The organism is Streptomyces sp. NPDC016851 (genome assembly GCF_055562795.1).
Map to the genome: position 1 here is coordinate 151780 of NZ_JBVHEP010000003.1, position 22595 is coordinate 174374.

Here is a 22595-nt window from a genome sequence, read left to right on the forward strand (position 1 = left end):
GACGGCTGGTGCCGCCTCGGTCGCGCCGGCCGCACCCGTCGGGTGAGACCCCGTCCGTATCCCATGCCCAAATTCTGACCGTCTTGCCCGACTTCAGCCACCACGGGCCACAAGCCTGTGGACAACGCCCACGGAACACTCACCGAAACTCGGGCGAGCAATCCCGCATATCGGTCATATTTACTCCTAGTCTGACATTGCGCTCGCCCGTCCTGTCCACAGGGCTTGCGTACCTGTCCCACTTCGGCTATCGGGAAGGACGGCCACGCCATGCCCGCAGATCTCGCCGTCATCGGACTCGGCCCGTACGGCCTGCCCCTGGCGCAGGCCGCCGTCGCCGCAGGCGTCGCCACCATCGGCTACCGGACCGGCCCCGAGGCCGGCTCCCTCAGCGCCGCCGAACAGCGCCGGATGCTCTCGGGGGGCTTCCGGCCGACCACGAACGCCGCCGAGCTCGGCCGGGTGCGCACCGCGGTCATCTGCGCACCGACCCCGCGGGGCGCGGACGGCGGACTCGACCTGAGCCAGCTGGAGGCGGCCGCCCGCACCCTGGCCGCGCATCTGCGCCCCCACACCACTGTGATTCTGGAGTCCCCTGTGTACCCAGGGACGACAGAGGAATGCCTGCGCCCCCTCCTCGAAGAGGGATCGGGTCTGCGCGCGGGCCGCGACTTCCACCTCGCCTACTCCCCCAGCCGCGTCGACCCCGGCAACCGCGACTTCACGCCCGCCAACACCCCCAAGGTCATCGGCGGCCTCACCCCGGCCTGCACGGAGTCGGCCGCCGCCTTCTACGGACGGCTCACCGACAAGGTGGTACGCGCGCGTGGACCCCGCGAGGCGGAGACCGTGCAGCTCCTGGAGACCAACTACCGGCACGTCAACATCGCCCTCGTCAACGAGATGGCCGTCCTCTGCCACGACCTGGGCGTCGACCTGTGGGACGTCGTGCGCTGCGCGGAGACCAAGCCGTTCGGCTTCCAGGCCTTCCGCCCCGGCCCCGGCGTCGGCGGCCACGCCGTCCCGCAGGACCTGACCACCCAGGGCGGCCGCACTCTGCGCATGGTGGAACTGGCCCAGCAGGTCAACAGCCGCATGCCCGGCTACGTCGTCCAGCGCGCCGCCACGCTCCTCAACGAGCACGGCAAGTCGGCCCGAGGCGCACGCGTGCTGCTCCTGGGCGTCACCTACAAGCCCGACCTCGCCGACCTGCACGGCACGCCCGCCCAGGAGGTCGCCCTGCGCCTGATGGAACTGGGCGCCTCGGTCAGCTACCACGACCCGTACGTCCCCGCCTGGAGCGTCCTGGACCGCCCCGTCCCCCGCGTGGACTCCCTCTACGAGGCGGTAGCCGACGCGGACCTGACCATCCTCCTCCAGCAGCACCGCACCTACGACCTGCAAGGCCTGTCGGTGAAGGCGCAGCTGCTGCTGGACACGCGGGGGGCGGCGCCCACGGGGGCGGCGCATCGGTTGTGAAGAGGGGCGCGTGGGGGCGCTGAGCCCCCTGGGCTGGTGGCGCGGGGCACCCCGCCGCCAGTACCTTGGGAGACGGCGGAGCCCACCGCAGGGGGTACTGCGGCAGGCTTCTGGATGGATCACGGAGTGTCCGCCCCTAGCTCTCTTGGGGGCGGCCGCTCACCATCCGAAGCAAGGTGGAGCCCACCGCAGAGGGCACTGCGGCAGGCTCCTGGATGGATCACGGAGTGTCCGCCCCTAGTTTCCATAGGGGCGGCCGCTCACCATCCGAAAAGTCGCAAGATCCACCTCCTCCGGCACTGCACCATCCGAAGACGGAGTCGGTCCCAGCGGGTGGGCTTGCGGTGGCGTCCCATGGGCGCAACCACGCGCCCCCCTACGCCAACACGCGCCCCGCCAGGGCCAGTTGGGCACGCGAAAGGGCCTGGTCACTCACTCGAGTGACCAGGCCCTTCCTCGTCCCGTCCTGGGGCTACCGACTACCGCCGGTGCTGCGAGTCCGCCACCGTCACCTCGACCCGCTGGAACTCCTTCAGCTCGCTGTACCCGGTCGTGGCCATCGCCCGCCGCAGCGCGCCGAAGAGGTTCATCGAGCCGTCGGGGGTGTGGGACGGACCCGTGAGGATCTCCTCGATGGTGCCGACCGTGCCGAGGTCGACCTTCTGGCCGCGCGGCAGCTCCTCGTTCACGGCCTCCATGCCCCAGTGGTTGCCCTTGCCCGGCCCGTCGGTCGCGCGGGCGAGCGGGGAGCCCATCATGACCGCGTCGGCGCCGCAGGCGATCGCCTTGGGGAGGTCGCCGGACCAGCCGACACCGCCGTCCGCGATCACGTGCACGTACCGGCCGCCGGACTCGTCCATGTAGTCGCGGCGGGCCGCGGCCACGTCGGCGACCGCGGTGGCCATCGGGACCTGGATGCCCAGCACGTTGCGCGTGGTGTGCGCGGCGCCGCCGCCGAAGCCGACCAGCACGCCGGCCGCGCCGGTGCGCATCAGGTGCAGGGCGGCGGTGTACGTGGCGCAGCCGCCGACGATCACCGGGACGTCCAGCTCGTAGATGAACTGCTTCAGGTTCAGCGGCTCGTGCGAACCGGAGACGTGCTCCGCCGAGACCGTCGTACCGCGGATGACGAAGATGTCCACGCCCGCGTCGACGACGGCCTTGGAGAACTGGGCCGTGCGCTGCGGGGAGAGCGCCGCGGCCGTGACCACGCCCGAGTCGCGCACCTCCTTGATCCGCGCGCCGATCAGCTCCTCCTTGATGGGCGCGGCGTAGATCTCCTGGAGGCGCCGGGTCGCGGCCTCGGCGGGCAGCTCGGCGATCTCGTCGAGCAGCGGCTGCGGGTCCTCGTAGCGCGTCCACAGACCTTCGAGGTTCAGCACGCCGAGGCCGCCGAGCTCGCCGATGCGGATGGCGGTGGCCGGGGAGACGACCGAGTCCATGGGGGCGGCCAGGAACGGCAGCTCGAAGCGGTAGGCGTCGATCTGCCAGGCGATCGAGACCTCCTTCGGGTCCCGCGTACGGCGGCTGGGGACGACGGCGATGTCGTCGAAGGCGTACGCCCGGCGGCCGCGCTTGCCGCGCCCGATCTCGATCTCAGTCACGTTGGTGGCCTTTCCCTTTGCGTTTCAGCGTCTTCCAGTATCGCCGACGGGCATGGAGAGGGCGGCCCCGGATGCTCCGGAACCGCCCTCGGCAGGCCTGGGGACTACTTACTACGGCTGTAGTTGGGTGCCTCGACCGTCATCTGGATGTCGTGCGGGTGGCTCTCCTTGAGACCGGCGGAGGTGATCCGGACGAAGCGGCCCTTGGTCTCCATCTCGTCGATGGAGGCGGCGCCCACATAGCCCATCGTCTGGCGCAGACCGCCGACGAGCTGGTGCAGCACGTTGGCCAGCGGGCCGCGGTAGGGCACCTGGCCCTCGATGCCCTCGGGCACGAGCTTGTCGTCGGAGCCGACCTCGGCCTGGAAGTAGCGGTCCTTGGAGTACGACTTGGCCTGGCCGCGGGACTGCATCGCACCGAGCGAGCCCATGCCGCGGTACGACTTGAACTGCTTGCCGTTGATGAACTGCAGCTCGCCCGGGGACTCCTCACAGCCGGCGAGCAGGCTGCCCAGCATGACCGTGTCGGCGCCCGCGGCGAGCGCCTTGCCGATGTCGCCCGAGTACTGCAGACCGCCGTCACCGATCAGCGGCACACCGGCCGGACGGGCGGCGAGGGACGCCTCGTAGATGGCGGTGACCTGCGGGACACCGATACCGGCGACCACCCGGGTGGTACAGATCGAGCCGGGGCCGACGCCCACCTTGATGCCGTCGACACCCGCGTCGATCAGCGCCTGGGCGCCGTCGCGCGTGGCGACGTTGCCGCCGATCACGTCGACGCCGACGCTCGACTTGATCTTCGACATCCAGCTGAGGGCGTTGCTGTTGTGGCCGTGCGAGGTGTCGACGACCAGGAAGTCCACACCGGCGGCGGCGAGCGCCTGGGCCCGCTCCAGGGCCTCGGGGCTGGCGCCCACGGCGGCGCCCACGAGGAGACGGCCCTCGGCGTCCTTGGCCGCGTTGGGGTACTGCTCGGCCTTGACGAAGTCCTTGACCGTGATGAGGCCCTTGAGGACACCCGCGTCGTCGACCAGCGGAAGCTTCTCGATCTTGTGGCGGCGCAGCAGCTCCATGGCGTCGGGGCCGGAGATGCCGACCTTGCCGGTCACCAGGGGCATGGGGGTCATGACCTCGCGCACCTGACGGGAGCGGTCGGTCTCGAAGGCCATGTCGCGGTTGGTGACGATGCCGAGCAGCTTGCCGTTGCCGTCGGTGACGGGGACGCCGCTGATGCGGAACTTGGCGCACAGGGCGTCGGCCTCGCCGAGCGTCGCGTCCGGGTGCACCGTGATCGGGTCGGTGACCATCCCGGACTCGGACCGCTTCACCAGGTCGACCTGGTTGACCTGGTCCTCGATGGAGAGGTTGCGGTGCAGGACGCCGACGCCGCCCTGGCGGGCCATGGCGATCGCCATGCGCGACTCGGTCACCTTGTCCATGGCGGCGGACAGCAGCGGGATGTTGACCCGCACGTTGCGGGAGATGCGGGACGAGGTGTCGACCGCGTTGGGGAGCACTTCGGATGCACCCGGCAGCAGCAGCACGTCGTCGTAGGTCAGCCCGAGTGTCGCGAATTTACCGGGCACTCCGTCGACGTTGGCAGTCATGACACCTTCCCCAAATGGCCTTGATCGGTGCGGATGTCCATGCTAACGGGAAGCGCAGCTGTCTCATTCCACGGTTCCGCCTGGCTCCGGGCTTCGTATGTTCGTACGGAAGCTGCGCACCGCCTGTTCAACAGAGGGTGATTGTTCCCGAGGGCTACTGCTCGGCCAGCGCCCGCAGCCGGCTCAGCGCCCTGTGCTGCGCCACCCGGACCGCGCCGGGTGACATTCCCAACATCTGGCCCGTCTCCTCGGCCGTGAGGCCCACCGCGATCCGCAGCAGCAGCAGCTCCCGCTGATTCTCGGGCAGGTTGGCCAGCAGTTTCTTGGCCCATTCCGCGTCACTGCTGAGCAGGGCGCGCTCCTCCGGTCCCAGGGAGTCGTCGGGCCGCTCCGGCATCTCGTCGGAGGGGACGGCCGTCGAGCCGGGGTGGCGCATCGCCGCGCGCTGGAGGTCGGCGACCTTGTGGGCGGCGATGGCGAAGACGAACGCCTCGAAGGGGCGCCCGGTGTCCCGGTAGCGGGGCAGTGCGAGGAGCACCGCCACGCAGACCTCCTGGGCGAGGTCCTCCACGAAGTGCCGGGCGTCGCCCGGGAGGCGGGACAGGCGGGTGCGGCAGTAGCGCAGGGCCAGGGGGTGGACATGGGCGAGCAGGTCGTGCGTGGCCTGCTCGTCCCCGTCGACGGCGCGGTGGACGAGCGCGCCGATCGCCCCTTGGGCATTGACCGCCTCGTCGTCGCGCATCGGTCCATGGTGCCTTGCGGCCGCCGGGTCCGTGGCACCGCGCCCGTTGTTGTGCACCGAAGCGTTATGAGCAGGTGCGCCGGAACTCATCCCCTGCGCCCTCCCCTTCCGCTCGACCGACTCGTCCCCGAGGAACTCCACACCCTCAAGGATGCGGCATCCGCGGCGAAACGAGCAGCGGGCTCCCGGCGGACCCCGGGTCCACCCCCGCCGACCTGGCATTCCGTGCCCCCACTGCGACCGCTGGGACCCGCCTTTCGGATCACACCGGGGCCGTGGGTTCTCGCGTGCGCCCTGCCGCGCTCCCGACCCCGCCCGGGCGGGGATGGATCCGCTCCGAGGCTGTCGTCGGCCGTCGGCCTCGGCACCCGCGTGTACGGCTCGCGCGGGGGCATCCACATGCCCCCGCTCTCCGGCTCCGGCCGGAGCCCGCGCGTCGAAGACGACCCGATCCGGAGGACAGGCCCTAGGGGGTGTCCGTGAAGTCCCGTCGTCCGCCCGGAGGGCGGGCCCTGCGGCGTCCGGTGCGTGCTCTCGGCATGCCGGGCGGACGCCCGCGTACTGGTTGTACGCGGGTGTTCGACCGGTGCGGCGAGAGTGCGTGCCGGGTACCGCGGGGCAGGCGGGACCTTGCGGACATCCCCTAGCGCACCAGACCCCACCGGAAGCCGAGCGCCACGGCGTGGGCCCGGTCCGAGGCGCCGAGCTTCTTGAACAGGCGCCGGGCGTGCGTCTTGACGGTGTCCTCGGAGAGGAACAGCTCGCGGCCGATCTCGGCGTTCGAGCGGCCGTGGCTCATGCCTTCGAGGACCTGGATCTCACGCGCCGTGAGCGTCGGCGCGGCGCCCATCTCGGCCGAGCGCAGCCGGCGCGGGGCGAGCCGCCAGGTCGGGTCGGCCAGGGCCTGCGTCACCGTCGCGCGGAGCTCCGCGCGCGAGGCGTCCTTGTGCAGATAGCCGCGGGCACCGGCGGCGACCGCGAGGGCCACACCGTCCAGGTCCTCGGCGACGGTGAGCATGATGATGCGCGCACCGGGGTCGGCGGACAGCAGCCGCCGGACCGTCTCGACGCCGCCCAGGCCGGGCATGCGTACGTCCATCAGAATCAGGTCCGAGCGGTCGGCCCCCCAGCGGCGGAGGACTTCCTCGCCGTTGGCCGCCGTCGTCACGCGCTCTACGCCGGGCACGGTCGCGACCGCGCGGCGGAGCGCCTCTCGGGCAAGCGGGGAGTCGTCGCAGACGAGGACGGAAGTCATGGCCGCCCTCCGCAGCTGATGCGCGTCACCTTGAGCCTCCAGGCTGGTACGAAATCGTCACCTGTGCGGTCGACCGCCTCGGACGCCTGCCCGAGCGCTTGTTCCTTCAACCGCCTCGCACTCTCAACGACGGTCACTCGAAAGAGTTACGGGGGCGGCTGACATCTTCGGCACTCTACGTGAGGGGCCGGACACGGTGCAGACATGCGCAACAGACCCTCGAACTTTCATCACAACCTATGCCCCGTTCGGATCCATTTCTTCCGCTTTGCCAGTGTCTGGAGCTAGATTCGCAATGAGTCATATTTTCATCTCCTTAGATCGTAGTTGTACGGTCGTGGACACCAGATCCGCCCAGAACGGCTACAAGGGGTCACGTAATGGCAGATTTCTCCCGCCTTCCCGGACCGAACGCGGACCTGTGGGACTGGCAGCTGCTGGCTGCCTGTCGCGGGGTGGACAGCTCGCTCTTCTTCCATCCGGAGGGCGAGCGCGGTGCGGCTCGGAGCGCTCGCGAGAACTCGGCCAAAGAGGTCTGCATGAGGTGCCCTGTGCGTGCCGAGTGCGCCGCCCACGCGCTGGCGGTGCGGGAACCGTACGGCGTGTGGGGCGGGCTGACCGAGGACGAGCGCGAAGAGCTGATGGGGCGGGCGCGCAACCGGCTGGTGTCGGCGTCGGCATCCGGCGGGCACGCCGCCTCGAACAACTGAAGGAACGTTTCTGCGAGACAGGCACGCGCGCGCGTGCCGTCGGTTTTTGACGCGCCTGCGCGGTGGCCGGACACGCCTGCGCTGTGGCCGGACGCGCCTGCGCCGTGACTAGCGGCGGGCGGCCCGTGCCAGTTGGCCGAGCGTCGCCGCCACGGCCGGGACCTGTGCGAGGTCGGGCAGGGTGAGCGCGACGATCTCCCGGCGCACCGCCGGTTCCAGCGTCACGGTCCGGACTCCCCGGGGCCGTACGGACTCGATGGCCAGCTGGGGCAGCACGGCCACGCCCAGACCGGCGCCGACCAGGCCGGCGACCGCGGGGTAGTCGTCGGTCGCGAAGTCGATGCGCGGGGTGAAGCCGGCCGCCGCGCACACCTCGACGAGCTGGCCGCGGCAGCGCGGGCAGCCCGCGATCCACGGCTCCCGCGCGAGTTCGCCGATCGCGACGGACTGCGCGCCCGCGAGCCGGTGCCGCTCCGGAACGAGTGCGACGAGCCGGTCCGACAACAGCGGCCGTACGACCAGGTCCTCCCACTCCTCGGCGCCCGCCGCCCCCTCGTAGCGGAAGGCGAGCGCCACGTCGCAGTCGCCCTCGCGCAGCATGCCGACGGACGCGGGCGGTTCGGCCTCCTCCAGGAAGACCCGGGTGCCGGGGTGCGCGTCGCGCAGAGCGGCGAGGGCGGTCGGCACGAGCGTGGAGCTGCCGCTGGGGAACGAGACGAGCCGGACCCGGCCCGCGCGCAGCCCGGCGATGGCGGCGACCTCCTCCTCCGCGGCCGTGAGCCCGGCGAGGATCCCGGCGGCGTGCCGCACCAGCGCCTCGCCGGCCTGGGTCAGGCGCATCTCGCGTCCCGTGCGGATCAGCAGAGGCGTGCCGACGGATGCTTCCAGGGCCTTCATCTGCTGGCTGACGGCGGGCTGGGTGCACCCCAGTTCGCGGCCCGCGGCGGAGAAGGAGCCGGTGGCCGCGACGGCGCGCAGGACACGGAGATGACGGGCTTCGATCACTCTTCGAGGATAAGCGACCCTTTGAAGCCGCTCCCAATAATGCGTCGACGCTTTGGGGCCGGTTCCCCTACCGTGCGGGCATGAAGCTTCTGTCTCTGAATCTGGGTCGCGCCAAGCCCGTGCCGTACACGGACAACCCGGAGGGTGTGACCGGAATCGACAAGCGGCCGGTGGACGGGCCGGTGCGGGTCTCGGCGCCCGGACCCAAGGGCGTCGGCGGGAGCGGGCTGGCCGGGGACGCGGTGTGCAAGCTGGAGCACCACGGCGGCGACGACCAGGCGGTCTACGCGATGGCGCGCGAGGACATGGACGCGTGGCAACGCGAGCTGGGCCGGACGCTGCCCGACGGGTCGTTCGGCGAGAACCTCACGACACAAGGTCTCGACGTGTCCGGCGCGCTGATCGGCGAGCGCTGGCGCGTGGGGCCCGAGGTGGTGCTGGAGGTCACCTGCGGGCGGATCCCGTGCCGCACGTTCCAGGGCCATCTGGACGAGAAGCAGTGGGTGAAGCGGTTCACGCAGCGGGGCGCGCCCGGGGCGTATCTGCGGGTGATCGAACCCGGCGAGATTCGGGCCGGCGACCCCGTGGAGATCGTGCACCGGCCGGAGCACGACGTGACCGTGGCCCTCCAGTTCCGGGCGGTGACCACCGAGCGGACGCTGCTGCCGCGGCTGCTGCCGGCGGGTGAGGCGCTGCACCCGGAGTCCCTGAGGCTGGCGCGGGAGTACGCGGAGAAGCGCGGGGTCTGACGGCTGCTCGCCGATCGGCCCTCACGGGCCGCTCGCCGTGCGGGTCTCCACCGACCCTTCACCGGCGGGACCCCCGCAGGCAAGCGGATGCACATGGTCCAGGTCACTAACCTTCTGCCATGACAACGGCTCTGATTACGGGATCGACGGCAGGCATCGGGGCCGCGTTCGCGCGGCGACTGGCGGCGGACGGGCACAACCTCGTGCTGGTGGCCCGCGACACCAAGCGGCTCCGGGAGCAGGCGACCGAGCTGCACGACCGGCACGGCATCGAGGCGGAGGTGCTGACGGCCGACCTCGCCGAGGACAAGGGCATCGAGTCGGTGGCCGGCCGGCTGGGCGACCGCAAGAACCCCGTCGACCTGCTGGTCAACAACGCCGGATTCGGCAACAAGGGCCGTTTCCTGGACGTCCCCATGGCCGACGAGCTGCGGATGCTGAAGGTGCACTGCGAGGCGGTGCTGCGGCTGACGTCCGCGGCGACGGAGGCCATGCGGGAGCGCGGCCGCGGCGGCGTCGTGAACGTCGCGTCGGTGGCCGCGTTCGTCCCGCGGGGCACGTACGGCGCGTCCAAGGCCTGGGTCGTGCAGTTCACCCAGGGCGCCGCGCGCGACCTGGCCGGCAGCGGCGTACGGCTGATGGCGCTCTGCCCCGGCTTCGTGCGCACCGAGTTCCACGCGCGGGCCGGCATGGGCACGGACAACATCCCGGCCTGGATGTGGCTCGACGCGGACAAGCTGGTGGCGGCGGCCCTGCACGACCTGGCGCGCGGGAAGACGGTGTCGATCCCGGACCCGCGCTACAAGGCGCTGATGGGGGCGGCGAAGCTGGTGCCGCGGGGGGTGCTCGGGGCGGTGTCGTCTAAGACGGGCCGGAAGTACGGGCCTCAGTAGGAGCCCCGGTGTGCTGCCCGCAGGCGGACTTCATCGCGGCGGCCGCCTCCACCACGAGCGGGACCACGTCCGGTGCCTGCCTGAGGAGGGCGGGCAGGGCCGACACCCACTCACCGCCCTGGAGGGCCAGGGCAACCAGGCGCCGGGCCTGTTCGCCGTCGGTCGTGGCGGCCGCGATGCGCGCCCAGGCCCTGGACAGCGTCGCGGGAGCGGACAGCGTCCGTGCGAGTTCCTCGGCGCGGGCGTACTCTCCCGACGCGGCCAGCGCGTAGACCAGGGCGAGCGTCCCCTGAGCGCGGTCGTACGGGTCCTCGATGGTGTGCAGCACCTCCAGGGCACGCTCGTGGTACCCGAGGGCGGTCAGGGCCTCGGCCACGGCTACGACCCCGATGTACCAGGCGGAACCGCTCGGCGGACCCGGTGGCGGCATGGCGTCGAGCGCGGCCTGGGCGGCCTCGGTCTCCCCCGCCGCGGCCAGGGCCCTGACCAGAGGGCTCAGGTCCATCGTGGAGGGGCGGTCGTACGCGCCCGCGAGCGTGATCACTTCGTCGACGATGCGCCGTGCCCTGTCGAGGTGACCCGTTTCGGCAAACGTCACGGCGAGCTCGCAGAGTGCTGAGGTACGGGCGCCGGGCCGGGGGTTCTCGCGCACATGGGCCTCGGCCCGTGCGGCATGGCCGGCTTCGGCCAGACCGCGAGCGAATGGCATGTCCAGCGGCGCCAGGATTCCCGCGAGTGCGGAGTCCTCCTCGGCCTCGGCCGTCATCCCCGCTACGGCCCGGTCCACCTCACCGGACCTGGCCCATCCCTGCACCACCGGGGCCAGGAGGTTTCGCCGCTCGTAGTCGTCGGATGCCCGCGCTGCCAGCGTCTCCGCCCGGTCCAGCTGTCCGGTGGCCGTGCGAGCGGCGACCAGCTGCCGCAGGGCCAAGCCGTACTCCCCCGGCGAGCCGTGGAGTTCGCTCCGGCGGTCCGTGACCAGCGGCTCGGTCCCGTCGAGCACCGCGAGCGCCGCTTCCCGGTGCCCCGCTTCGGCCAGAGCCGTGGCGGCGACGCCGAGTTTCCGGGCGGCCGTCAGCGGATGGAGCACTCGGGTCCGGCTCTCCAGGTCCAGCAGGAGCCGCGCGGCCTCCTCGCTCCGTCCCGTCCGCGCCAGCGCGGCAGCCACTTCGACGGACGCGTGCGTGTGCTCCACCGCCAGGGAGTCGGCGAGAGCCCGGGCCCGGTCCGGGTCTCCGTGCTGTGCGAGGGATTCGACGACCTCGTAGAGGGCTGACGGGCCCTCCGTCCGCGGGCCGAGGGAGCGTGCCAACGACCAGGCGCGGTCGGCCTCGCCCCCGTCCGCCATGATGCGCACGATCGAGCACAGCGCCGCCGACGCGACATCTGCGGCGGGGATCTGCCGGGCCAGTTCCTCGGCCTGCTCGTACCGCCCGGCTCTCGCCCGGGCCTGTGCCACCTCCCGCAGCACGTGGTGGTCACGACCCGGGCCGACCGTGTCGAGCAGTGCCTCGGCCCGGTCGAGTTCCCCGGCCCACGCCAGCCACCCGGCCAGCTTCTCCGCGGCCTCCCAGCGGCCCGACTCGACGTGCAGGCCGGACAGGAACGTCTCGGCCTGGTCGAACTCACCTGCCTCGGCCAGGAGGTCCACCACGTCTTCGGGTTCCGCACGGTCCCGCGCCCCCGCCACGCCCTCGGCACAGAGGGCGTCAGCGCGTCGGTGCTGCCCGGACTCGCGCAGTGCGGACGCCAGGGTGATCAGCGCGCCGGCCCGGGCACCCGGTGCGGTGGCCCTCGCCATCGCCTCCGCCTCGGCGTGCCGGCCTGCGGCGGCGTGGGCCGCTATCACGGTGTTCTCCATACCGGTGCGGCACTCCTCGTTGGGCGCGCCGTCGACCAGGTCCTGTGCGAGATCCCACCGCTGGGCCGCGAGACAGGCCTCGCCGACCTGAACGTACGTGTGGACATCGAAGTACTGCGTGCTGACCGTCCGCGCCAGCGCTGCCGCCCGGTCGAACTGCCCGGCCCGGGCGAAGAGGCCCGCCACCGTGCAGCGCGCCAGGTCGTCCCGGCTCTGCCCCTCGCCCTGGCGCGCGGCCTGCTCCGCCTCGGCGAGCAGTTCCAGTGCCCCGTCGCCGTCTCCCCGATCCAGCAGCACGTCGGCGACGGCGGCCAGGCCCATGGCCCGGCGACGGCCGTTCGGGAGGCTGCGTGCCAGTGCGACGGCCCGGCCGGTTTGCCCGGCCAGGGCCCAGGCGTGCGGCAGGGAGTCCGGGGCGCCCGCGCTGCGGTCGACCAGCCGTTCCCGGTGGATCGCCAGGCGCAGCGAGTCGAGCGGCCGGCGCGCACCGCGCTCGATGATCAGGTCCTCGGTGAGGTGGATCTCGGTCACGGCGGACGCGTCACTGCCGGTCAGGGCCAGCATGCGCTCCTGCCGTCGGGTGTCCGCCCCGCAGAGGAGCATCCGCTCCAGGTCACCGGTGGACCGGAGCATCCGGAAGTACCCCCGCAGCAGGTACTCCGGCGTCCCCTCCGACCAGCCCCGCCCGCGCCACTCCTCCGCCCAGGTGTGCAGCTTCGCACGGTAGAGGTCCATCTCGGACGGGCCGAGCATCTCCTCCGCCTGGGACTGCAGCTCCTCGTGACCGAGCAGGTAGACGTCGGCGCGCAGGCCGAAGGTCCGGCCGGCCCGGGTGCTCAGGACATCGCGCACCCGGTACGGAACCGCGCCGGTCAGTGCGGCCAGGTCCTCGGCGGTCAGGCCGCCGCGCGCCACCGCCACCAGGCCCAGCAGGTCGTGCTCCAGGCCGCCCGTCCCGATCAGCCGCTTCAGTTCGCGTTCCGCCTCCGCGCGGATCGCCCGGGCGTACGGGGACGGCGACAGCGTCCGTACGATCGCGGGGTCGCGCAGCGGATGGTCCTCGGGTACGTCACCGGGCAGCGGCGGGTTGAGCCGCCCGGCGACCAGGACCCGCATGCCGGCCTCCGGTCGGGCGGGCAGCAGGCTCGCGATGCTGTGGGCGTCCGGGCCGGTCGTGACGCCGCGGTCCTCGTCCAGGCCGTCGACCAGGAGGACCAGGCGCTGCCCGCGCTCGGCGCAGGCGCGGGCGGCGGCGCCGTACAGGTACAGCAGGTGGGCCTCGCGGGTCGCCACGGTCAGGTGGGCGGGCAGGGCCTCTCCGGCCAGCTCCGCCAGTTGTTCGAGTACGACGTCCACGTACGCCGCGACGTCGTTCTGGGCGCCCAGGCGAGCCGTGATGAAGAACGGCACGATCCGTACGCCCTGCGGAGGATGCAGGGCGAACCATGACAGCAGTGCCGTCTTGCCGGCCCAGGCGCCCGCGCGCCACCAGGCGTACGCCGGGCCGGAGTCGGCCATGCCGAAGGCGGACAGCTCGGCCAACTCCTCCTCGCGGCCGACCAGTTGAGGCGGGGCGATGCGGCGGACCTGCTCCCGGTACGCCGAACGCACCGCCGGGGCGAGCAGGATGCGGTTGTGATCGCCGGTGACGGCCAGGGCGATGTCACCACCCGCGGCCACCGACCGCTCCCCCCGCTTCCCCCGCCAGCGCATGGCCTCATGATGCCAAAGGGCCGGGAGGCGACGAGCGGCTCCCGCGGGGACAATGGAGCTGTTCAGCCGGACCCAGGGGGGCCGGAGGCGAGGCCATGACCTTCGTACAGCTCATCGAATGCAGGACCAGCCGGCTCGACGAGATGAACCGGCTGATGGACAGGTGGGTCGAGCAGACCAAGGGGAAACGGACCGCTACGCACAGTGTGGTGGCGAAGGACCGGGCCGACTCCTCGCACATCGTCGAGATCGTGGAGTTCCCGTCGTACGAGGACGCGATGCGCAACTCCGGGCTTCCGGAGACCGACCGGATCTTCCAGGACATGGTGGCGCTCTGCGACGAGGCGCCGACGTTCACGGACCTGGACGTGGTGCGGGACGAGCAGCTGAACGCGGCCACGGCGCGCAGGTTCTTCGAGGTGGCGCCGGGGCAGGGTGCGGCGCCCGCGTTGAACGACGTGTTCATCGAGGACTACCACGACCACGATCCCGCCCGGGTGCACGACGTCATCGGGCTGGACGCGATGCGGCGTGAGGTGGAGGTGTGGCGGGGCGGGTTCGACATCTCGTTCACGATCGAGGACCAGATCGCCCAGGGTGACCGGGTGTGCACCCGGTGGACCTTCCGGGGCAGGCACAAGGGTGACTTCCTCGGGATTCCGCCGACCGGGAAGGACGTCACCATGACCGGGACGACCATCCACCGCTGCACGCCGGACGGGAAGCTCGCCGAGGGCTGGTGGCAGTACGACCGGCTGGGGCTGATGCAGCAGCTGGGGGCTCTGGAGCCTACGGAGCTGTGACCTCGGTACTCCTTCGGTCAGCCGATCCGCGCGGCGATGGTGCGCACACGCCAGGGTGTGCGGTGGCCACACCCTGGTCGGAGTGCCTGCTGTTGCCGCCTCCTCGATGTTCAGCGGCCGGGCCTCATGGAGCCGCCGCAGCCGAGACTCCGGGCGTCGGTGTCAGAGGGACGACTGGGATTCTGCACCTGTCGTCAGGGGAGGATGACCATCCCTGGACGATTTTCCGGTCCCGGGCGCGGACCCGGACCCGAGCTCAGGACGCGGAAGGGGATACGGCCGCCGGACGGCTAGTCGCCTCCGCCACCGCCTCCTCCGTCCCCACCGCCGCCGTCACTGCCGCCCCCGCCCCCATCGCCCCCGTCCCCGCCGTCACTGCCCCAGCCGTCGCCGCCGCCGGGCTCGTTGTCGTCGCGGTCCCTGCCGAGGTTGCTGTACCAGGGGCGGTCCCAGGTGTCCCCGTCCCTGGCAGGGCGGGATTTCACGGCGCGGAACCTGGCCAGGCCCGTGGTGTCACCGAGGCCGAAGGACACCGCGACCGCGTGGGCCATGACGGCGTCCAGGGGGTCGGGGCTCTCGTGGTGCACGTCGGCCAGCGGCAGCAGCACCGAGCCGGGCGGGGGGCCGGGCCACCGTGAGGGGCGGGTCAGCAGCGCGACCCGCTGGTCGTCGCGCAGCAGCCACGAGCTCTCCGCGTTCTCGCGGCGCAGGGTCCAGAGCCGGTCCGGCAGGCGGATCTCGACCTTGCTCTTGGACTTGCGCACCTTCTTGCGCAGTTCGAGCTGTGCGGTGATGTCACCGACGGTCATGACCAGGCCGTTGGCCCGGTCGGCGGTGTCGGGGCGGTAACCGTACGGTGCCCGCAGGCGCACAGCGGGGGCGTGCGGGCCCCAGACGTCCACGCGTACCGAGCGCCGGTCCACGGCGACGGTCACCCGTCCGGCCGGGCCTGGCGCATGGCGGCGCGCGATCCACAGCGGCACGCCCTCCGCCTGTGCCTGTGCGGCGAGGTCGGCCACGTGGTCCGGCCCGCCGCACCTGCGTACCGCCAGTTCGCCCAGCGCGCGGGCGAAGTCGGCAGCCTGACGGGCCTTCAGGGGGGTGGTGGTGCCGGTCACGCGGGTGACCGGGACTACGCCGGGGCCCTGGGGCAGCATCCCCAGGGGGCGTTCGGCGCCCCCGCCCCCGAGCCAGCAGCCCCGCAGGAACGCTTCTGCCATGGCGGCGAGGTTCAGCTCGTCCAGCGGGGTCGTCCTGCCGCCCCTGCGCAGTCCGTCCTCGGTGAGCCGCATCGTCCGCGCCAGCGGGTTGCGGGACCGTTCCCCGTAGAGCACCTGGTTCATCCCTACCCCCTCATGATCCGACTGCTCTGTGGGTAGACCGTCGCCGGCCCCGGCGCGGTTCCCTGACCGGCGGAGGACGGCACGGCGAAGGCCCGGCAGCCCCGTCTCCGGGGTGCCGGGCCTTCGCTCGGGCTCGGGCGGGCTGACGCCGTCAGCCCTCAGCCGTCATGCCTCAGTGGGAGTGGCCGTGGCTGTGGCCTCCGGCCGCCGGCTCCTCCTCTTCCTTCTTCTCGACGACCAGGGTCTCGGTCGTGAGCAGGAGGGAGGCGATGGAGGCGGCGTTCTCCAGGGCGGAGCGGGTGACCTTGACCGGGTCGATGACGCCGGCCTTGATCAGGTCGCCGTACTCGCCGGTGGCGGCGTTGAAGCCCTGGCCCTTGTCGAGCTCGGCGACCTTGGAGGTGATGACGTAGCCCTCCAGGCCGGCGTTCTCGGCGATCCAGCGCAGCGGCTCGACGACCGCGCGGCGGACGACCGCGACACCGGTGGCCTCGTCGCCGGTCTTGCCGAGGCTGCCCTCGAGGACCTTGGCGGCGTGGACCAGAGCGGAGCCACCACCGGAGACGATGCCCTCCTCGACCGCGGCGCGGGTCGCGGAGATGGCGTCCTCCAGACGGTGCTTGCGCTCCTTGAGCTCGACCTCGGTGGCGGCACCCACACGGATGACGCACACGCCGCCGGCCAGCTTCGCGAGGCGCTCCTGGAGCTTCTCGCGGTCCCAGTCGGAGTCGGTGGTCTCGATCTCGGCCTTGATCTGGGCGACGCGGCCCTGCACGTCGTCCTTGTTGCCGGCGCCGTCGACGACCGTGGTGTCGTCCTTGGTGACGGTGACGCGGCGGGCGGAGCCGAGCACGTCCAGGCCGACCTGGTCGAGCTTGAGGCCGACCTCCTCGGAGACGACCGTGGCGCCGGTGAGGACCGCCAGGTCCTGCAGCATCGCCTTGCGGCGGTCGCCGAAGCCGGGGGCCTTCACCGCGACGGCGTTGAAGGTGCCGCGGATCTTGTTCACGACGAGGGTCGACAGGGCCTCGCCGTCGACGTCCTCGGCGATGATCAGCAGCGGCTTGGAGGAGTTGGACTGGATGACCTTCTCCAGCAGCGGCAGGAGGTCCGCGATGGCGGAGATCTTGCCCTGCGTGATGAGGATGTACGGGTCGTCCAGGACGGCTTCCATGCGCTCCTGGTCCGTCACGAAGTACGGCGACAGGTAGCCCTTGTCGAAGGCCATGCCCTCGGTGAAGTCCAGCTCCAGACCGAAGGTGTTGGACTCCTCGACGGTGATGACACCGTCCTTGCCGACCTTGTCCATCGCCTCGGCGATGAGCTCGCCGACCTGCTGGTCCTGGGCGGACAGCCCGGCGACGGCGGCGATGTCGGACTTCTCGTCGATCGGGCGGGCCGAGGCGAGCAGGTCCTCGGAGATCGCGGCGACGGCGGCGTCGATGCCCTTCTTCAGGGCGGCCGGGGAGGCACCGGCGGCGACGTTCCTCAGGCCCTCGCGCACGAGCGCCTGGGCGAGCACGGTCGCGGTGGTCGTACCGTCACCCGCGATGTCGTTGGTCTTGGTCGCCACCTCCTTGACCAGCTGGGCACCGAGGTTCTCGTACGGGTCCTCGATCTCGACCTCGCGGGCGATCGTGACACCGTCGTTGGTGATGGTGGGGGCGCCGAACTTCTTGTCGATGACGACGTTGCGGCCCTTGGGGCCGATCGTCACCTTGACCGTGTCGGCAAGCTTGTTGACGCCGCGCTCGAGGGCGCGACGGGCGTCCTCGTCGAACTTCAGGATCTTCGCCATGGGAGCGTGAGCCCTCTTCCGGAATCAGGGTTAACGGCACTGCGCCCCGGGCGCCCGGCTTCTTATCGATCGCGGGGGGCCAGGGGCGCAGCTCAAAGCAATGTGCTTGGGGTGAATTACTTCTCGACGATCGCGAGCACGTCACGGGCCGAGAGGACGAGGTACTCCTCGCCGTTGTACTTCACCTCGGTGCCGCCGTACTTGCTGTAGAGCACGACGTCGCCGACGGAGACGTCGAGCGGAAGACGGTTGCCGTCCTCGAAGCGGCCCGGGCCCACGGCAAGGACGACGCCCTCCTGGGGCTTCTCCTTGGCGGTGTCCGGGATGACCAGGCCAGAGGCGGTGGTCTGCTCGGCGTCGAGCGGCTGGACCACGATGCGGTCCTCGAGCGGCTTGATGGCAACCTTGGAGCTGGTGGTCGTCACGATCCGACCTCCCCCTTCGGAGATCTCACGGGGTTAACTGTCTGAGGTGGCGACCAGGTGGATCCGTCGTCGCGGGTGCCGGACCTGCCCGTCGCTGTGTTGGCACTCTCCAGTGGGGAGTGCCAGAGCCGAGACTATGACTGCGATTAGCACTCGGTCAAGCGGAGTGCCAATTGCCGGCGGCGCGTCGGCCGGTTCCGAGGTCGCCGTACGTTTGTGCAGGTGCCCGGCGTCGGTGTCCTGGTCTTCCGGGGGCTGCCGCCCCCGGGCCCCCGCTTCGGCCTGGACGGCCTCGTCCTCAAGCGCCGGACGGGCTGACCGAAACCGCCGGCCGAGACGTCAGAGGTAGTCCTCCAGCCGCCCCACCCGCAGCCCCTTGCCCTCGATCTCCCTCAGCAGGCGCCGAGTCCGTTCCGTGAGCGTGAGGGACGCACTCTCACCGGACGGCACCGAGATGACGTCGCCGGGGCGCAGGGCGGGCTTGCCGCGGGTGTACGTCAGGGTGCCGTCGGGGTTCAGGTACGCCCGCCACAGGACGACCGCCCGGATGCCGCAGTCGGCGGCGGCGCGCAGGGTCGCGGTGTCGTACGTGCCGTAGGGCGGGCGGAAAAGGCGGGGGCGGATGCCGAAGCGGGAGCGGAGCTTGTGCTGCTGGCCGCAGATCTCGGCGCGCTGGCCGGCGTAGGGCAGGCCGCGCAGCGCGGGGTGGTCGAGGGTGTGGTTCTGGATGGACGCGCCGACCGCGCGCAGGCGGGCGAAGTGGCCGTAGCCGGGACCCACGACGCTGTCCGTGAGGAACATGCTGACCGGCAGCCGCCGTTCGCGGACGAGGGTGACGAAGCCGGGGTCGCGCTCGGCGCCGTCGTCGTAGGTCAGGAAGACCACCCGGTCGCGGGTGCGGACGTGGTCCACGACGGGCGGGAGACTGTCCCGGTCGCCTCGGTCCGGCCCGCGGACGTCGCTCGACGCGTGTGCCGGGGACCGGCCCCTGCCGTCCGCGCCCGTGTGCTCCGCCGGGGCCCCGGCGCAGCCCGCCAGCAGGATCGCGCCCGCGCACACCACGGCGGCCGGCGTCCGCCGCCTCACAGGTAGTCCTCCAGCCGGCCCACCGCGTACCCCTCGGCCGTGACCTTGTCCAGGAAGCGGCGGATCATGTCGGGCATCGTGCCCTGCCAGTGGTCGCGGCCGCGGAAGTGGGTGAGGACGATGTCGCCCGGGTGCAGTCTGCGGTCCCACTCGCGGTACTCCCAGTGGTCGGCGAAGACCTCCTCGTTCCAGAGGGGGGCGTACTCGATGCCGCAGGCCTTGGCGGCGCGCAGGGTCGCCCTGTCGTAGCTGCCGTAGGGCGGGCGGAAGAGGGTGGGGCGCGTGCCGTAGCGCTTCTCGATGAGGCGCTGCATGCCGCAGATCTCGCGCTTCTGCGTGCGGTAGGGCAGGCCCCGCATGAGGCGGTGGTGGAGGGTGTGGTTGTTCAGGACGACGCCCCGGTCCTGCATCTTCTCGAAGTAGCCGTAGTCGTTCCGGATCAGGTAGCCGCTGAGGAAGGCGCTGTACGGGACCTTCAGGTCGCTCATCATCCGCAGGAACGCCGGGTCCTTCTCGGCGCCGTCGTCGATGGTGAGGAAGACGACCTTGTCGCGGGTGGGGACGGTGGTGAAGACGGGCGGGAGGTTCAGTCTCCGGTGGCCCTTCACCGCGAAGCCCTCGCGGGTCCTGATCCTCGGCTTCTTCGCGGGGGCCGGCGGGGCGTTCAGCGGGACGGTCCGCAGCCCCCAGCGCTGCGCGGCGGCGACCCGGGCGGCGTGCGCGGTGCGCAGTTTGGAGGCGTAGGAGTCGAGCGCGCGGGCCGGAGGCGCGTCGAGGGGCTGCTGGCCGCCGGCCGCGGTGATCCGGCCGTTGTCGCCCTGCGCGCAGCCCGAGGCGATGGCGGCGAGGATGAGCACGGCGAGGCCGATCCGCACACCGCCAGATGCCCGCCTTTTGTCATTTTGTACGACTGCTCGCATGATGCGGGATCCTCGCAGCCGGCCTCCCCGGACCGGCCCCGACACCGCGACGGACGGCGCAGCATCCACCGAGTGGCCCACACACGGTCCGGGCCGGGCCGGACGGCCGCCCACACCACCCCGTGGCCCACAATGATCCGGTGAACGACCTCGCCCTCCTCCTCACGCCCGAAGGCCGCGCCCTCCTCGACGAGGTGCGGGACACCGATCCGGCGCGGGAGCTGGCCGTCGCGACCCGGTTGCGCCGTGAGCACCCCGCCGAGCTCGTGTCGGCGGCGCTGGGGCAGGCGCGGCTGCGGCAGCGGGCGGTGGTGAAGTTCGGGGCGCGGGACGCGGGGCGGATGTTCTTCACGCCGAACGGGGTGGAGCAGTCGACCCGGGCGAGCGTGGCGGCCTACCGGGCGCGGCGGCTCGCGGAGTCGGGCGTGACCTCGGTCGCCGACCTGTGCTGCGGCATCGGCGGTGACGCGATCGCGCTGGCCCGGGCCGGGATCCGGGTCCTGGCCGTCGACCGGGACCCGGCGACGGCCGCGGCGGCCCGGGCGAACGCCGAGGCGCTGGGGCTGGCCGGCCTGATCGAGGTGCGGGAGGCGGATGTCACGGAGGTGGACACGGCCGGTTACGACGCCGTGTTCGTCGATCCGGCCAGGCGCGGCGGCCGGGGCCGGATCTTCGACCCCGAGGCGTACTCGCCGCCGCTGTCCTGGGCGGTCTCCGCGGCCCGCCGCGCCCCCCGCGCCGCCGCGCTGAAGATCGCCCCCGGCATCCCGCACGAGGCGGTCCCCGAGGACGCCGAGGCCGAGTGGATCTCCGACGGCGGCGACGTGAAGGAGGCGGTGCTGTGGTTCGGCACCGAGCCGGGGGCGGTACGGGCCACCCTGCTGCCGGGCCCGCGCACCCTGCTCTCCCGCGGCCTGCCCGACCCGCAGGTCCGCCCGCCGGGCCGCTACCTGTACGAGCCGGACGGCGCCGTCATCCGGGCCCACCTGGTCGCCGAGGTGGCCGAGGAGCTCGACGGCGGCCTGCTGGACGCGACGATCGCCTACGTCACCGCGGACGAGCTGCGCCCGACCCCGTACGCCACCGCCTACGAGATCACCGACCATCTCCCCTTCAACGTCAAGAAGCTGAAGGCGCTGCTGCGGGAGCGGGAGGTCGGGAACCTCACGGTGAAGAAGCGCGGTTCGGCGGTCGAGCCGGAGGAACTCCGCAGGAAGGTCAAGCCCCAGGGGCCGCACGCGGCGACGGTGTTCCTGACCCGGGTGGCGGGGGCGCCGGCGATGCTCATCGGGCACCCGGCCTGACCTTCAGGTCTGCTCCGCCGCCCGCCGCAGCAGCAGCTCCCGCTCCCGCTCGTTCCGCGTCAGCGAGGCCGCCCGTTCGAACTCCGCCCGGGCCTCCGCCGTACGGCCGAGGCGGGCGAGGAAGTCGCCGCGGACGCTCGGCAGCAGGTGGTAGTCCCGCAGGGCGGGGTCGCCGCGCAGAGCGTCGATGAGGGGCAGGGCGGCCTGTGGGCCCTCGGCCATCGAGACGGCCACCGCGCGGTTCAGTTCCACGACCGGGGACGGCGTGCGGGCGGCCAGCAGGCCGTACAGCGTGGCGATGCGGGGCCAGTCGGTCTCCTCGTACGTGTAGGCGTGCGCGTGGCAGGCGGCGATGGCCGCCTGGAGGAGGTACGGGCCCGGGGCGCCGGAGGAGGTTGCCTCGGCCCTGCCCAGCGCGGCGACACCGCGGGCGATGAGCATGCGGTTCCAGCGGGCGCGGTTCTGCTCCCTGAGGAGGACGGGTTCGCCGGAAGGGCCCGTGCGCGCCGCCGTGCGGGACGCCTGGAACTCCAGGAGCGCGGTCAGGCCGTGCACTTCGGGTTCCTTCGGCATGAGGGCCGAGAGCACCCGGGCCAGGCGCAGGGCGTCCTCGCACAGGGACGGGCGGAGCCAGTCGTCGCCGGCCGTGGCGGCGTAGCCCTCGTTGAAGACGAGGTAGATGACGTCGAGGACCGAGCCGAGGCGTGCCTCGCGGTCGGGGCCGTAGGGCACCTCGAAGGCGATGTTCCTGGTGGCCAAGGTGCGTTTGGCGCGGACGATGCGTTGGGCGACGGTCGGCTCGGGGACCAGGAACGCGCGGGCGATCTCGGCCGTGGTGAGGCCCCCGAGGAGGCGCAGGGTGAGGGCCGTGCGGGCCTCGGTGGACAGCACCGGGTGGCAGGCGGTGAAGACCAGGCGGAGCAGGTCGTCGTCGATGTCGTCCGGGTCGGCGGGCTCCTCCGGGGGCGCCACCGCCGACAGGTCCCGGCCGATCTCCGCCAGCTTGCGGGCGTAGTTCTCGCGGCGGCGGACCAGGTCGACGGCGCGGTTGCGGGCGGTGGTCATGAGCCAGGCGCCCGGGTTGTCGGGCACCCCGTCCCGCGGCCACCGCTCCAGCGCGGCGACCAGCGCGTCCTGCGCGAGTTCCTCGGCGATGCCGACGTCCCGGACGACCCGGGCGACGCCGGCGATGATGCGGGGCGACTCGATGCGGAAGACCGTCTCGATGGCCTCGGCGGTCCGGTCGGGCCGGGGCGCCGGGGAGGGCGTGGGCTGCGGGGTCACAACCCACCATC

General features: G+C 72.2%; 18 protein-coding genes. 6 read left to right on the top strand and 12 right to left on the bottom strand.

The features are described 5' to 3' along the window. The first annotated feature begins 270 nt into the window (after positions 1-270). Positions 271-1479, top strand: coding sequence for a nucleotide sugar dehydrogenase (locus ACZ3I3_RS05930; protein ID WP_467362930.1), 1209 nt, complete (start codon positions 271-273; stop codon positions 1477-1479). Between the two features lie 479 nt (positions 1480-1958). Here the strand turns inward: ACZ3I3_RS05930 and ACZ3I3_RS05935 are convergent, their stop codons facing one another. From ACZ3I3_RS05935 to ACZ3I3_RS05950, 4 genes are all read right to left on the bottom strand, one after another. Next, on the bottom strand, positions 1959-3083 hold the full coding sequence (locus ACZ3I3_RS05935) for a GuaB3 family IMP dehydrogenase-related protein (protein WP_086844453.1): 1125 nt from the start codon (positions 3081-3083) through the stop codon (positions 1959-1961). Between the two features lie 104 nt (positions 3084-3187). Beyond that, the gene (guaB, locus tag ACZ3I3_RS05940; protein ID WP_356925116.1) at positions 3188-4693 is read right to left on the bottom strand and encodes an IMP dehydrogenase; all 1506 of its coding nucleotides are present in this window, start codon (positions 4691-4693) and stop codon (positions 3188-3190) included. A gap of 154 nt (positions 4694-4847) precedes the next feature. Continuing rightward, positions 4848-5435: a sigma-70 family RNA polymerase sigma factor gene (locus tag ACZ3I3_RS05945; protein WP_010036508.1), complete on the bottom strand. Its 588-nt coding sequence runs from the start codon at positions 5433-5435 to the stop codon at positions 4848-4850. 643 nt (positions 5436-6078) lie between these two features. Beyond that, a complete protein-coding gene (locus ACZ3I3_RS05950) occupies positions 6079-6690 on the bottom strand; it encodes a response regulator transcription factor (protein WP_003948568.1) in 612 nt (203 codons plus the stop codon). A 380-nt stretch (positions 6691-7070) separates the two neighbouring features. Here ACZ3I3_RS05950 and ACZ3I3_RS05955 point away from each other — a divergent pair, with 380 nt between their 5' ends. Further along, positions 7071-7400, top strand: coding sequence for a WhiB family transcriptional regulator (locus ACZ3I3_RS05955; RefSeq protein ID WP_107455880.1), 330 nt, complete (start codon positions 7071-7073; stop codon positions 7398-7400). A gap of 108 nt (positions 7401-7508) precedes the next feature. On the opposite strand, the gene ACZ3I3_RS05960 is transcribed toward ACZ3I3_RS05955, so the two are convergent. Further along, positions 7509-8405, bottom strand: a complete 897-nt coding sequence (locus ACZ3I3_RS05960) for a LysR family transcriptional regulator (RefSeq protein ID WP_467362933.1) — start codon at positions 8403-8405, stop codon at positions 7509-7511. Positions 8406-8485: 80 nt separating this feature from the next. On the opposite strand from ACZ3I3_RS05960, the gene ACZ3I3_RS05965 reads away from it, so the two are divergent. Both ACZ3I3_RS05965 and ACZ3I3_RS05970 read left to right on the top strand, forming a co-directional pair. Beyond that, positions 8486-9154, top strand: coding sequence for an MOSC domain-containing protein (locus ACZ3I3_RS05965; RefSeq protein ID WP_467362934.1), 669 nt, complete (start codon positions 8486-8488; stop codon positions 9152-9154). Positions 9155-9273: 119 nt separating this feature from the next. Then, the gene (locus tag ACZ3I3_RS05970; protein ID WP_467362935.1) at positions 9274-10047 is read left to right on the top strand and encodes an SDR family NAD(P)-dependent oxidoreductase; all 774 of its coding nucleotides are present in this window, start codon (positions 9274-9276) and stop codon (positions 10045-10047) included. Here the strand turns inward: ACZ3I3_RS05970 and ACZ3I3_RS05975 are convergent. Beyond that, positions 10016-13621: a hypothetical protein gene (locus ACZ3I3_RS05975; RefSeq protein WP_467362936.1), complete on the bottom strand. Its 3606-nt coding sequence runs from the start codon at positions 13619-13621 to the stop codon at positions 10016-10018. The two genes, ACZ3I3_RS05970 and ACZ3I3_RS05975, sit on opposite strands and share 32 nt — an antisense overlap. 95 nt (positions 13622-13716) lie before the next feature. Between ACZ3I3_RS05975 and ACZ3I3_RS05980 the strand changes: the two genes are divergently transcribed. Next, positions 13717-14424 carry an ester cyclase gene (locus ACZ3I3_RS05980; protein ID WP_467362937.1) on the top strand — a complete coding sequence of 236 codons (708 nt, stop codon included), beginning with the start codon at positions 13717-13719 and terminating at the stop codon, positions 14422-14424. Positions 14425-14714: 290 nt separating this feature from the next. Here ACZ3I3_RS05980 and ACZ3I3_RS05985 read toward each other — a convergent pair whose 3' ends face one another. From ACZ3I3_RS05985 to ACZ3I3_RS06005, 5 genes are all read right to left on the bottom strand, one after another. Next, positions 14715-15767 carry a hypothetical protein gene (locus ACZ3I3_RS05985; protein ID WP_467362938.1) on the bottom strand — a complete coding sequence of 351 codons (1053 nt, stop codon included), beginning with the start codon at positions 15765-15767 and terminating at the stop codon, positions 14715-14717. 172 nt (positions 15768-15939) lie between these two features. Beyond that, positions 15940-17565 (bottom strand): chaperonin GroEL, encoded by a 1626-nt coding sequence (gene groL, locus ACZ3I3_RS05990; RefSeq protein ID WP_467362939.1) that lies wholly within the window; start codon positions 17563-17565, stop codon positions 15940-15942. A 116-nt stretch (positions 17566-17681) separates the two neighbouring features. Continuing rightward, on the bottom strand, positions 17682-17990 hold the full coding sequence (gene groES, locus ACZ3I3_RS05995; protein ID WP_003974211.1) for a co-chaperone GroES: 309 nt from the start codon (positions 17988-17990) through the stop codon (positions 17682-17684). Positions 17991-18329: 339 nt separating this feature from the next. Beyond that, entirely contained in the window at positions 18330-19076 is a 747-nt protein-coding gene (locus ACZ3I3_RS06000) for a polysaccharide deacetylase family protein (protein ID WP_467362940.1), read from the bottom strand. Further along, complete coding sequence (locus tag ACZ3I3_RS06005; protein WP_467362942.1) at positions 19073-19951, bottom strand: polysaccharide deacetylase family protein; 879 nt, start codon at positions 19949-19951, stop codon at positions 19073-19075. The genes ACZ3I3_RS06000 and ACZ3I3_RS06005 overlap by 4 nt, the downstream gene beginning before the upstream one ends. A gap of 185 nt (positions 19952-20136) precedes the next feature. Between ACZ3I3_RS06005 and ACZ3I3_RS06010 the strand changes: the two genes are divergently transcribed. Then, the gene (locus tag ACZ3I3_RS06010) at positions 20137-21300 is read left to right on the top strand and encodes a THUMP-like domain-containing protein (protein ID WP_467362944.1); all 1164 of its coding nucleotides are present in this window, start codon (positions 20137-20139) and stop codon (positions 21298-21300) included. 3 nt (positions 21301-21303) lie between these two features. On the opposite strand, the gene ACZ3I3_RS06015 is transcribed toward ACZ3I3_RS06010, so the two are convergent. Then, positions 21304-22584 (bottom strand): RNA polymerase sigma factor, encoded by a 1281-nt coding sequence (locus tag ACZ3I3_RS06015; RefSeq protein ID WP_467362946.1) that lies wholly within the window; start codon positions 22582-22584, stop codon positions 21304-21306. Between the last annotated feature and the right edge of the window lie 11 nt (positions 22585-22595).

Coding starts and splice junctions, on each gene's coding strand:
- ACZ3I3_RS05930 (WP_467362930.1), top strand. CDS start 271: ATGCCCGCAGATCTCGCCGTCATCGGACTCGGCCCGTACGGCCTGCCC.
- guaB (WP_356925116.1), bottom strand. CDS start 4,693: ATGACTGCCAACGTCGACGGAGTGCCCGGTAAATTCGCGACACTCGGG.
- ACZ3I3_RS05945 (WP_010036508.1), bottom strand. CDS start 5,435: ATGCGCGACGACGAGGCGGTCAATGCCCAAGGGGCGATCGGCGCGCTC.
- ACZ3I3_RS05950 (WP_003948568.1), bottom strand. CDS start 6,690: ATGACTTCCGTCCTCGTCTGCGACGACTCCCCGCTTGCCCGAGAGGCG.
- ACZ3I3_RS05955 (WP_107455880.1), top strand. CDS start 7,071: ATGGCAGATTTCTCCCGCCTTCCCGGACCGAACGCGGACCTGTGGGAC.
- ACZ3I3_RS05965 (WP_467362934.1), top strand. CDS start 8,486: ATGAAGCTTCTGTCTCTGAATCTGGGTCGCGCCAAGCCCGTGCCGTAC.
- ACZ3I3_RS05970 (WP_467362935.1), top strand. CDS start 9,274: ATGACAACGGCTCTGATTACGGGATCGACGGCAGGCATCGGGGCCGCG.
- ACZ3I3_RS05975 (WP_467362936.1), bottom strand. CDS start 13,621: ATGCGCTGGCGGGGGAAGCGGGGGGAGCGGTCGGTGGCCGCGGGTGGT.
- ACZ3I3_RS05980 (WP_467362937.1), top strand. CDS start 13,717: ATGACCTTCGTACAGCTCATCGAATGCAGGACCAGCCGGCTCGACGAG.
- ACZ3I3_RS05985 (WP_467362938.1), bottom strand. CDS start 15,767: ATGAACCAGGTGCTCTACGGGGAACGGTCCCGCAACCCGCTGGCGCGG.
- groL (WP_467362939.1), bottom strand. CDS start 17,565: ATGGCGAAGATCCTGAAGTTCGACGAGGACGCCCGTCGCGCCCTCGAG.